We start from the raw sequence: 11,624 nt of genomic DNA on the forward strand, positions 1-11,624 counted from the left end.
CAAACGGATTTGTGCACATGGCTGTCGCCTCCTCTTCGAATACCTCACTCTTCCCGCGCAAGCTGGCGGTGGCGCTGTTGGCGCTGCTGGCTTGTGCCTTTGCCGGTAACCACATCGCCGCGCGGATCGCGTTTGATAACGACACAGGCGTGTTGCTGGCGATTCTGTGTCGCTCGGGCATCACCCTGCTGGCGTTGGCGGCGCTGGTGCTGTGGCAGCGGCAGTCGCTGGGGCTGCCATCCGGCTCGCGGCGCTGGCAACTGCTGCTGGGCCTGCTGATTGCCACCCAGAGCCTGTGCCTGTACTCGGCGGTGGCGCGGATCCCGGTGGCGCTGGCGCTGCTGGTCGGCAACACCTTCCCGATTCTGCTGGCGCTGCTCAGCTGGGCCCTCGGCGGACCGCGACCGACCCGGCGCACCGTACTGCTGATGGGGCTGATTCTGCTCGGTCTGGTGCTGGCGCTGGATGTGCCGTCACGCCTGGCCGACAGCGCTGAGGCCAACCCGGACTGGACTCTCGGCGTGAGCCTCGCCTTCTGCGCTGCCTGTGTGTTTGCCTGTGCGTTGTGGATCACCGATCACAAGCTGGCCGGCGTACGCGGGCCGGTGCGTAGCTTGCTGACCCTGATGATCGTGTTCGCCAGCATGCTGGTGGCCGGGGTCGGCGGCTGGGTGCCGGCGGGCTTGTCGTTGCCCAGCAGCAGCGCCGGCTGGATCGCTCTGGCCAGCCTGGTGGTGCTGTATGGCGTGGCGTTTACTCTGCTGTTCGTCTGCGTGCCGCGGCTGAACATGGCGCAGAACGCGCCGGTAATGAATATCGAGCCGATTGCCACGCTGTTGCTGGCCTGGGCCTTGCTCGATCAACGCTTGAGCAGCATGCAGTTGATCGGCGGCGCGGTGGTGGTCTGCGGGATTGTGCTGCTGACCTATCGGCGCTCGGCCTGATCACCGTGTTTGCATCTGGAGCTCGCTGAATGGCTTTATTCGAACTGCATCTTGAAGACCGTCTGACACGCATGAGCCTGGCCCCGGAGCTGGGTGCCAGCCTGGTCAACTGGCAGGTCAAGGACAGTGGCCAGGCGTTGCTGCGCCATAGCGATCAAGCGGCGCTGGACAGCGCTACGCCAAGGCGCCTGGGTTGTTATCCGCTGGTGCCGTGGTCCAACCGCATCGACAGCGGTGGCTTTGCCCGCCCTGATGGCTGGCTGGCATTGGCAGCCAACACCGAGCACTCGCCCTACGCGATCCATGGCAGTGCCTGGCAGCAGCCTTGGGTGGTTACCCATCAAGGCACTGATCATGCTTGCCTGACGCTGGACAGCGAGCTGCCTTTCGCCTATCGGGCGGTATTGCATGTCAGCCTCGACGAGGGCTGCCTGAGCCTGGATATGCAGGTTACGCATCTGGATGAATTGCCCTGCTGGCATGGGCTTGGGCTACACCCGTACTTGCCTCGCCATACTGACACCTTGCTGCTGGCACCGGCGCGTCAGGTATGGGTAGGCAATGAGGGTTGCTTGCCATCGCGCCAGGTTGAAATCCCGCCCGAATGGCGCTTCGGGCAGTTGAATGAGCTGCCAACGACACTTGTCGATCACGCCTTCAGCGGCTGGCAGGGCGAGTGCGCCATTGTCCAGCCGGCAGCCGGCTATGAATTACGCTGCAGCGCCAGCGGAGCCGACCATTACCTGTTGTTCTGTCCGCAGGACCAGCCGTTCTTCTGCTTCGAGCCGGTCAGCCATCCGATCAATGCGCACCATTTGCCTGGGCGCCCAGGCTTGCGCCTCCTGCACAAAGGCGAGCACGTCAGCCTGGGTTTCAGAATGCAGTATCAAGCGCTCAATTGAGGTAGTGGTGCGCACGCAGGTTACTCGCCAGCCGGTCGATGAACGCCCGCACCTTGGTCGAGCCGTATTTGCTTTCGCGGTGCAGCACATGGATCGGCCACGGCGTTTGCTCGTAATCCTCGAGCACCACCTGCAAGCGCCCCGCCGCCAGCTCCGCTGCCACTTGATACGACAGCAGCCGCGCGATGCCCAGACCTGCCGTGGCGGCGACGATTGCCGCGTCGTTGCTGGTCACCGTCAGCCGGGGCTTGATCCGCACCTGCACAGGTGCCTGCTCAGCGCCAAACATCCAGTCCAATCGCGGTGACACGCCGCTGGCCGCGATCATCGTATGCTCGGCCAGCTCGGTGGGATGCTGCGGTGTGCCGTGGCGCTGTAGATACTCAGGCGAAGCGCACAACAACCGGCGCACCTGGCCGACGCGCACAGCCTTCAGCCCCGAATCGGGTAATGGCCCGATGCGCACGGCAACGTCCATGCCCTCCTCCACCAGATTGACCACCCGATCGAGAAAGTAGGCGGACACGTCCACCTCAGGGTAAGCCTGCAAGTAGTCAACGATGCAGGGCATGACAAAGGCTTTACCGAACAGCAGTGGCGCGGTCACCGACAGATTGCCTTTGGGTGCGGCGTTGATCCCGGCCGCCGCCTCGTTGGCCTCGTGGATACTGGCGAGGATATTGCGACTGTCTTCCAGGTAGCGGCTACCGGCCTCGGTCAGGCGCACATTGCGCGTGGTGCGCTGCAGCAGCTTGACCCCGAGCGCCTCTTCCAGGGCACTGACTGCCCGCGTCACTGCCGCCGGCGACAGGCCGAGCTTGCGCGCCGCTGCGGCAAAGCTTTCCAGCTCACCCACCGCAATCAGCACCTTCATCAGATGGATCTGATCCATGCCCCGCCCCCGTATCAATCCTGCTGCGATTATTCCCGGGGCGGGCGGCTGATCACAAGGGCGCATCGATCAAAGATCCAGCACCAGCGGCTGGCCGCCGTCATCTGCCGGTACAGCGCAGCAGATCAGCACGCTGCCGCTCTCGGGCAGCTCGGCGGGCGGCTGCGGGTAATGCACCTGGCCGCTGACGATGCGCGTCTTGCAGGTGCCGCAGGAACCGCCACGGCAACTGAACTCCGGCGTCAGCCCGCGACGCTCGGCCAGCTCCAACAGGCTGCCGGAGCCAGGCGTCCAGCGCGCCTCCTTGGCCGAGCCGGCAAAATGCACCGGTACCGGCTGATTGGCTGCAGGTGGCTGCTGCAGCGCAGGCTGGGCACCGTCGCCGTGACGGGTCAGCGTCGACGGGCCAAAGGTCTCGGCATGGATGCGCGCGTCCGTCACGCTCAACCGGCGCAGGCCGTCATAAATAGCCTGGGTGAAGCTGGCCGGGCCGCAAACGTAGAAGTCATAGTCATCCAGCGCCAGGCGCGCTTTGATCTGCTCGATGCCCAGCCGACCGGCCATCTCGAAGTCCTGGCCAAGTACCGCTTGAGCTTCGGGCTGGCTGAGCGCTCGGTATAGGTGCAGGCGATCACCGGCCTGCTGTTGCAATGCACTCAGTTCCTGGCCAAATGGCAGCTCGGCCAGGCTACGGGCGCCCTGGAACAGATAGATCGGCCGTTTTGCACTGAGCGCCAGCTGCTCGCGCAGCATCGCCAGCAGCGGTGTAATGCCGACCCCTGCCGCGATCAGCACCAATGGCCGCTCGCTACTGCTGTCGAGCTTGAAGCTGCCCATCGGCTGGCGCACGTGCAGCACATCGCCGACGCCCACCTGCTCATGTAGGTAGCGCGACGCTGCGCCCTGTTGCTTGACGCTGATGCGCAGGTAGCCGTCCGACGGCGCGCTGGACAGGCTGTAGGTGCGGATCACGGTGGATTGCGCGTCAAGCGGCAAGCGCAGTGGGATGTGCTGCCCAGGCGCGAAGGTTATCGCTGAGCCGTCTGCGGGTTGCAAATAGAACGAGCGGATATCACGACTCTCCTGCTCGACCCTGCTCACCCGCCAGCCGAGCCAGTCCTGCTGGCGCTGAGCCTGTTGCAGGCGTTGCTGCGCTTCAGCCCAAGTGCCAGTGGCCAGGCTGGTGGGCGCATAGGTCTCGAAGTCCCAGCGCAGCGACACTGCCGCGGGGCGTCGTACTACCTGCTCGACCTCCAGTACCCACAGCCGCTCGGCACCTTCGAATGCCTCCGTCAGCGGGCTGTCCAGCAGCAACTCGGTGCGCCCTGACAGCTGCAGCACGTCGCCACTGGCAAAATCCACGAACAGCAAGCCGGCGCGTGGATTGACCAGTAGATTGCCCAGGGTATTGAAGTGCAGGTTGCCAGCGTAGTCCGGGATGGTCAGGCGATTGCCCTCGACCTTGACGAAGCCGGCCCGCCCGCCACGGTGGGAAACATCCACCGAACGCTGACCGTCGGCATGCTCGACATAGCTGGCGACGAACAAAGTGTCGGCGGCTTCGATCAGCGCTGTGGCCCATGCGTCCAGCGAGGTTGCGTCCTCGCGGGGCTGCGCGCCCCCTTCGACACGCCGGTAGTTGCGCAGCTGAATATATTGTGGGCAATTGCCGAAGGCGTGCTCGACCTGCACGTCAATTTGACCAGCTAGCGCCGTTTGAATCACGCCATTGATACGGTTGCGCCGACGCGTGTGCAGCTCGATGCCGAGCATGCCAATCGCCTGCCCGACGGCCAGCCCAGCGGCGGCTGGATCATCCTTGGCAAGCTTGGCGGTCAGGCGCAACTGACGCGGATCAGGCGAACTGACAAAGCCGTCCGCCCCTTCGATCAAAGTCGCCCAGGGCCGGCCCTGAGGGTCAACGCTGGCGGCAATCATGAACGGCAGTTGCTGGTAGAACTGGCGGTGTTGGTCGGGCATGTAGTCACGAATGACCTTCTGCCCGAACACTGCCATCCGCTCGGCGACGCCGGCTTTTTCCTGCAAGGCTCTCTCGCCGGCGTGCCAGGGCGAGCCCGGATCATGGGATTGCGTGTACATGACGGCGTCCCCCGGAGGGCGTGGGCCAGATCAGTCGGCGCTGTGCAGGCCGGCGGCAGTGCGCGGCATGGCGACAAAGCCGGGCAGCGCTTCGATGCGGGCCAGCCAGGCGCGGACGTTGCCGTACGGCTCCAGCGACACGTTGCCCTCAGGCGCGTGGGCAATGTAGGAGTAGTTGGCGACGTCGGCGATGGTTGGGCTGGTGCCGGTCAGGAAGGGTTGTGTGGCCAACTCCTGGTCGATCACGGCGAGCAGGTTGTGCGCCCTGCCGATCACTTCGTCCGCGTTGAACGAAGCGCCGAAGACCGTAATCAATCGCGCGGCAGCGGGGCCAAAGGCCAAGGGGCCGGCGGCAACCGACAGCCAGCGCTGCACCTTCGCCGCGGCCAGAGGTTGCTCAGGCAGCCAGTTACCCTGATCGTAGGTCTTGGCCAGGTACACGAGGATGGCGTTGGAGTCGGCGATGACCGTGCCGTTGTCGTCGATCACCGGGACCTGGCCGAACGGGTTGATGGCGAGAAACGCGGGCTGCTTGTGCTCGCCCTTGGCCAGGTCGACGAAGATCAGTTCAGTCGGCAGGCCGAGCAACGACAGCATCAGCTCGATGCGGTGGGCATGACCGGACTTGGGAAAGTTGTAGAGCTTGATAGGGGCTGGCATGGTCCTGACTCCGTGGTGGGTGGATGACGCAGACAATCCTGCGCCCATCCGCCAGCCAATAGAATCAGTGCCCGTGACAATCCATAATTTCGCCAGCCGAAATAATCGTTTAGTTGGTCACGCGCCTGCCGCACACCTTGGGCATTAGTGGCGATGTTGCTTCTGGTAGCGATACAAGCCACGCGCGGCGTCGATCACCAGTGGCACGCAGGCCTGAAGTTCATCGAAACTCATCGAGTCGAGCAGTTCGAAGTTGTCTTCCAGGCCATGCAAGGAAATGGCCTTGAGCAAGGCGTCCTGCTCTGGGGGCAGCTCGCCCCACTGCGCGACTTGCGTGCCGCGCATGTAGCCGAAGCACCACTCTTCCAGAATGATCGCTACGCCCTCTTCGCCTTCACTCTCTTCGAACAACGGCTCGAAGTCATCCAGCTGTTCGGCCAACTCCGCGGCCACGTCGTTGCAATAGCGCAACATCAGCGCGGTGTAGGCTTCTTCATGGGCTGGACGCTTGAATTTCGGCACCTTGCCGCCGCTGACTGCCGGCAACCACTGCTCAGGGTTGACCTTGACCGGGGAACTGGCCAGTGCGGTGAAAAAGCCATTGAGCTCGGCCAGGTTCAGCACCGAGAAATCGTTGCCGTAGGTGATCAACAAATCTTCGAGGCGGGCGAGTTCTTTTTCTTCAAGACGGGGCAGCATGGTTCGGTGGATTCCTGCACTACGGGATATGCAGGCACCCTAGCATAGCTAGCCGGCTTTGGTGGCAGGTTGCAGTGTGTGCCGCCACAGCCGGCGTCGCTCAGTACTGACCCAGATGCTCCTCGAGGGCTTGTTCAAGACCACAGCCGAGTAGCAGCCAGAGCAGAATCCGGCATTTGCGCGGGCACAAGTGCCCTGCCATCAGCATCCCTTTGCTGCGCAGGTCAATCTCGCCGCCGACAAAGCCATAGGTGGCAGTGGCCGTCGGCCCGCTGCCGGTGCGTGTGGCGATCACCACCGGTATCTGTTCGGCGATCCTTTGCAGCGCCTCGGCCCAGCTTGCCGATACGTGGCCGGCACCGAAGCCGGCTACCACCAACCCTGCATAGCCGAGCTTGGGCAGCGCCTCCAACAGGCCGGTGTCGGCATCCAGGCTCGCTTCCAACAGCGCGACGGTATGGCCACGATTGGTGGGTAACGGCAAGACACTACGGGCAGCACCAGGCTGGCGATATACCGGCTTGCCCTCCAGCAGATAACCGTCACAACCATCACCCGGCGAGGCAAAGGCCGCCATCGCCACGCTGGCGACCTTGCGCACTTTGGCAGCGCTGTGGATTTCATCATTGATGACCACCAGCACACCGCGCCCGCGACTGCTTGCGGCCAACCCGACCTGAGCTGCGGCGAGCAGATTGGCTGGCCCATCGGCGCCCGGCTGGCTGGCCGAGCGCATCGCGCCGGTCAGCACCAGCGGGGTTGGCGATGACCACAGCAAGTGGAGGAAATAAGCCGTCTCCTCAAGCGTATCGGTGCCCTGGGTAATGACCACGGCCTGGGCGCCCTGCTCTACCTCAGCTTGCGCCCAGGCGAGTAGTTCGAACAGTTGCGCAAAGCCCAGTGACGCGCTTGGCAGCAAGCACAAGGTGGCCGTTCGCAGCTCGGCCAGCTCCGCCAATTGCGGGACTGCCGCCAACAGGCCCAGGCAGTCGAGTGTAGCCGTGACGCCTTGCCCTGGTGCCGCCGCCTGCATGCTGACGGTGCCCCCCAGACTGCCAACCGAGAGTACTGCTCGCTTGCTGATGTGAGTCATCCTGCTTCTCCTGCAATCAAACTGAGCAACGGCACTATAGCCAGTGTGCAGATCGCCATCGACAGCACGTTACCGATATAGCCGTGCATATAGCTCGGCAGCCGGGTACTGATCGCGACCGCCAGCGGCGGCGCGAAAAGGGCGCCGAGGCTGGCGCTGAGCAGAATGGCCTGCCAGCTACCGCCCAGAGTCAGCAGCGCGGCTGGCACCACCGAAACGATAGGAATGTAAGTTGGATACCAGCCGCGTGCAATCCACTGTCGCCGCCACAGCAATACGCCCAGCAACGAAGCCAGCGCCTGGGCTGCGACCATTTCCAATACCAGCATTGAGCCATACGCCGCGGCTGCGGGCGCCAGTACATGAGCCAGCAGAACCCCAAGCAGGAGGCCAAGGCTGGCCCACTCATTGCCGAAGAACGGTGCTTCGCTGAAATCAGCCAGCACCCGGCGCAGCGTCCAGAGCACGCCATGGTCAGGTTTGGCGATGATGGCCGGAGCATCGTTCAGAGCAGAATCGCGGCGCTCTCCCAACAGCCCCGGGAAGCGTTTGTACAGAATGAACGCCACTGCGCTGGCCAGCGCCATGCCCAGCACATTGCCAACCACCACCGGCAGCTGCAGCGGGTAACACACATAGTTGACCAGCAGCAGGCTGGCAGGCGTGACCAATACCGCGCCCAGCAGTGCGCCACTGAGCGCTACCCGCCAACCACCTCCAAACAGCAGCACCATCGCCGCCGGCAACGAGACGAAAGCGACGAAGGTGGGTTGCCAGTCGCCGCTGGCCAGCGTCCACCCCCACAGCACATGGCTTAGCAGCAACCCCAGCAGCGAACTGAGCAACAGCCATGGCCATAAACCGGTGCCGTAGCAGATCGCGAAACCCTGCCAGCGGCGCCCGTTTCGATGTGCCCAGTGGCCAATCCCGGCGCCTAGCAACAGGCCAAGCGCTGGCAACTCATGCTTGTAGAAAGCGACTTCACTGATGTCGCCGACAATCCAGCGCAGGTAACTGTTGGGCTGCTCTAGCGTCGACGCAACCTGTGCGTAAGCGGGCCAGTCGCCGATCAGCACCAGCGCCACCAGCACGCCGGCCAGCCCGATCAGGAGCAGTTCCAAGGCACCGCTGGGCGATGCCGATCGAGTACGGTTCATCACCCCTCCTCAGCGCGGCAGCGCTGGATGCAGGCGATAACCGAGGGTCTCATCGTAGAGGTCGGTGCGCCGGTCGCGAGGCAGGTCGTTGAGGCTGTTCCAGATCGGCGCACTACGCGCAGCACTCAGGTCGACGTCGGCATAGACGATGCACTCAGCCTCGGCATCGGCAACCTGGCCGATGGGCCAGCCGTTGGTACCGGCAATCAACGAACAACCGAGAAAGCGTCCGCCACGCTCTTTGCCGATGCGGTTGGCCGCGGCGATATAGACATTGTTGACGTGGGCTGCGGTCATGGTCAGGTAAGACGCCATGCAGCGCCCGGCATCATCGAACAGCGGCGGCGGCGTCCACACCCAGTTGTTCAGGCTGCAGATGATATCCGCGCCCTGCTGCGCCATCAGCCTGGGCACTTCGGGGAACCAGATATCCCAGCAGATCAACAGGCCGATACGCCCGATGGGGGTCTCAAACACCGGAAAGCCGAGGTTCCCCGGTGTGAACCAGAGCTTCTCCTGATTCCACAGGTGCGCCTTGCGATAGTGCCCGAGCAGGCCATCGGGGCCGAACAGCACGGCACTGTCATACAGCTTGAGGCCATCACGCTCGGCGAAGCCAGCAGCCAGATAGACCTGATGCTTGCGGGCGAAGTCGCTCCACGCCTCAAGGCTGCGACCGCCGTGCAGAGGCTCGGCATGGGCATAGGCCTCGGCGCGGGTATGGAAGGTATAGCCGGTGTTGGCTAGCTCCGGCAGCACAATCAGCGTGGCACCTTCGCGCACGGCCCGGCGAGCCAAGGCCAGGCCTTTGCTCAGGTTGCCGTCACAGTGTTCGAGACCCACTTGCGGGTCGTACTGGATGACAGCAATGCGTACCGGGCTGACGGCATTGGGGGTATGGGGCATGGTGGCTTCCTTGTTGTGGTTATGGGAAGGAGGCCAGTAAAGCGGGGATGGCAAAGTTACCGACAGCCAGGCGGCTCCGGCAAAATCGTAGGAAAAATCTACGGCGTAGGCAGGAAGCAGACAGGGTCCCTGCGCAGACCGGGCGGGTTACGATCTGTTACCCAGCTCTGAATCTGGATGTTGCTGGCGTCGACATATAAACAATCGAGAGCAAGCTTGGGGCCATGGCCTAGAGGGAGTTAAGCAGTACGCAGGTATGGCTTTATCCCTGAGGCTTGTACAGGCACACGCAGCACAAAGCCGCTCCTGCACAAATAAATACAGCTGTTGAGGCTGCACTTATCCAGCAGAAGCGGCTTTGTACATACAGGCCCTGATTGACCTAAGCGTTACACCGCCAGCGCGCGCTCACGCAGCTCGCTGTTGAGGATGCGGTCGTTCTCGCTGTAGTCGACCGGGCAGTCGATCACGTGCACGCCTGGGGTCTTGATGCAGTGTTCGAGCAGCGGCAGGAAGCCTTCGGCGCTTTCTACGCGGTGGCCATTGGCACCGTAGGCTTCGGCGTATTTGACGAAGTCGGGGTTGCCGTAGTCCAGGCCGTAGTCGGTGAAGCCCATGTTGGCCTGCTTCCAGCGGATCATGCCGTAGCCGTCGTCACGCAGGATCACCACGGTGATGTGCATGCCCAGGCGTACTGCGGTTTCCAGTTCCTGGCTATTCATCATGAAGCCGCCGTCGCCGCACACGGAAATCACCGGGCGGTCCGGGTAGACCAGGTGCGAGGCCATCGCCGATGGCAGGCCGGCACCCATGGTTGCCAGGGCGTTGTCGAGCAAGACGGTGTTGGGCTTATGCGCCTTGTAGTTGCGGGCAAACCAGATCTTGTAGATACCGTTGTCGAGGGCAACGATGCCTTCGGACGGCAGCGCGCGACGGATGTCGGCGACCAGGCGCTGCGGGTATACCGGGAAGCGGTCGTCGTCGGCGCCTTCGGCGATCTGTGCTTCGTTGGCTTCGCGAATGGTCAGCAGACGGGTGAAGTCCCAGTGGCTGGTATCGGTCAAGGCTTCGCCGATCTGCCAGACGGCGTTGGCGATGTCACCGATCACTTCGATCTGCGGGAAGTACACCGCATCGACTTCGGCAGAGCGGAAATTGATGTGGATGACCTCGGTGCCGCCACGGACCATGAAGAACGGTGGCTTCTCAATGACGTCGTGGCCGATGTTGATGATCAGGTCGGCAGCTTCGACGGCGCGATGGACAAAGTCGCCCGACGACAGCGCGGCGTTGCCGAGGAAACGTGGGTGGCGCTCGTCGACCACGCCTTTGCCCATCTGAGTGGTGATGAACGGAATGCCGGTCTTGTCGATCAGTTGCTTGAGGACCTTGGCGGTCATCTTGCGGTTGGCACCGGCGCCGATCACCAGGATCGGGCTGCGCGCGTTCTGCAGCTTCTCGACAGCGGCTTCGACGGCCTTGTGCTCGGCCAGCGGACGGCGGCTCAGGCTTGGCGGGATCGGCATGCTGTCGGTTTGCTCTGCAGCGATGTCTTCTGGCAGCTCAAGGTGCACAGCGCCCGGCTTTTCTTCTTCCGCCAAGCGGAAGGCTTCACGCATGCGTGCTGGGATGTTGTCGGCCGAGGCGAACTGATGGGTGTACTTGGTGATGGGTGCCATCATGCCGCACACATCGATGATCTGGAAGCGGCCCTGTTTGGACTTCTTGATCGGCTTTTGGCCGGTGATCATCATCATCGGCATACCGCCCAGGTAGGCGTAGGCACTGGCGGTCACCAGGTTGGTCGCGCCTGGGCCGAGGGTCGACAGGCTGACGCCGGTCTTGCCGGTCAGACGGCCATAGGTGGCGGCCATGAAGCCTGCGGATTGCTCGTGGCGAGTCAGTACCAGCTTGATCTTCGACTTGCGCAGGGATTCGAGCAGGTCGAGGTTTTCCTCACCAGGGATGCCGAATACATACTCGACACCTTCGTTTTCCAGGCATTGCACAACGACATCGGCGGCCTTAGCCATCTTGCTTGTTACCTCAAGTAATTGGACGCCGGGACGTCCAGGACGGTCAGCACAGGGGTGCTGAAAGAGTCTTTGCACAGGCGCAAGGTGCCCGTGGGTTAAGTCTTGACGTTGAGGGTGCAGGGGAAAGTCACGTCATCAAAGTGCAATATTGTCGCACCTTCGAGGTGGGGGATGTCGAGGGGTTTGGCAGGGAGGTAGATTTGGGTGCCAGATGCAGCCGCAGATTTCCGGATCC

At 63.0% G+C, this 11,624-nt stretch carries 10 protein-coding genes; 2 read left to right on the plus strand and 8 right to left on the minus strand.

Going from position 1 to position 11,624, the window contains the following annotated elements:
* Positions 1 to 17: 17 nt before the first annotated feature.
* Positions 18 to 944, plus strand: coding sequence for an EamA family transporter (locus tag HU736_RS11205; RefSeq protein ID WP_103438840.1), 927 nt, complete (start codon positions 18 to 20; stop codon positions 942 to 944).
* A gap of 29 nt (positions 945 to 973) precedes the next feature.
* Positions 974 to 1,846 carry an aldose 1-epimerase gene (locus HU736_RS11210; protein ID WP_186701620.1) on the plus strand — a complete coding sequence of 291 codons (873 nt, stop codon included), beginning with the start codon at positions 974 to 976 and terminating at the stop codon, positions 1,844 to 1,846.
* Here HU736_RS11210 and HU736_RS11215 read toward each other — a convergent pair.
* From HU736_RS11215 to HU736_RS11250, 8 genes are all read right to left on the minus strand, one after another.
* Positions 1,839 to 2,738 (minus strand): LysR family transcriptional regulator, encoded by a 900-nt coding sequence (locus HU736_RS11215; protein ID WP_186701619.1) that lies wholly within the window; start codon positions 2,736 to 2,738, stop codon positions 1,839 to 1,841. The two genes, HU736_RS11210 and HU736_RS11215, sit on opposite strands and share 8 nt — an antisense overlap.
* Before the next feature lie 69 nt (positions 2,739 to 2,807).
* Positions 2,808 to 4,838 (minus strand): pyridoxamine 5'-phosphate oxidase family protein, encoded by a 2,031-nt coding sequence (locus HU736_RS11220; RefSeq protein ID WP_186701618.1) that lies wholly within the window; start codon positions 4,836 to 4,838, stop codon positions 2,808 to 2,810.
* A 30-nt stretch (positions 4,839 to 4,868) separates the two neighbouring features.
* Positions 4,869 to 5,498 carry a glutathione S-transferase family protein gene (locus HU736_RS11225; protein WP_103438312.1) on the minus strand — a complete coding sequence of 210 codons (630 nt, stop codon included), beginning with the start codon at positions 5,496 to 5,498 and terminating at the stop codon, positions 4,869 to 4,871.
* A 144-nt stretch (positions 5,499 to 5,642) separates the two neighbouring features.
* A complete protein-coding gene (locus HU736_RS11230) occupies positions 5,643 to 6,197 on the minus strand; it encodes a UPF0149 family protein (RefSeq protein ID WP_150570957.1) in 555 nt (184 codons plus the stop codon).
* A 100-nt stretch (positions 6,198 to 6,297) separates the two neighbouring features.
* The gene (locus HU736_RS11235; protein WP_186701617.1) at positions 6,298 to 7,290 is read right to left on the minus strand and encodes an asparaginase; all 993 of its coding nucleotides are present in this window, start codon (positions 7,288 to 7,290) and stop codon (positions 6,298 to 6,300) included.
* Complete coding sequence (locus tag HU736_RS11240) at positions 7,287 to 8,447, minus strand: threonine/serine exporter family protein (RefSeq protein ID WP_186701616.1); 1,161 nt, start codon at positions 8,445 to 8,447, stop codon at positions 7,287 to 7,289. The genes HU736_RS11235 and HU736_RS11240 overlap by 4 nt, the downstream gene beginning before the upstream one ends.
* A gap of 9 nt (positions 8,448 to 8,456) precedes the next feature.
* A complete protein-coding gene (locus HU736_RS11245; RefSeq protein WP_186701615.1) occupies positions 8,457 to 9,353 on the minus strand; it encodes a nitrilase family protein in 897 nt (298 codons plus the stop codon).
* A 389-nt stretch (positions 9,354 to 9,742) separates the two neighbouring features.
* Positions 9,743 to 11,386: an acetolactate synthase large subunit gene (locus HU736_RS11250; protein ID WP_101321786.1), complete on the minus strand. Its 1,644-nt coding sequence runs from the start codon at positions 11,384 to 11,386 to the stop codon at positions 9,743 to 9,745.
* Positions 11,387 to 11,624 lie beyond the last annotated feature (238 nt).

It is taken from the genome of Pseudomonas shirazensis (assembly GCF_014268785.2).
Taxonomy (GTDB): domain Bacteria; phylum Pseudomonadota; class Gammaproteobacteria; order Pseudomonadales; family Pseudomonadaceae; genus Aquipseudomonas; species Aquipseudomonas shirazensis.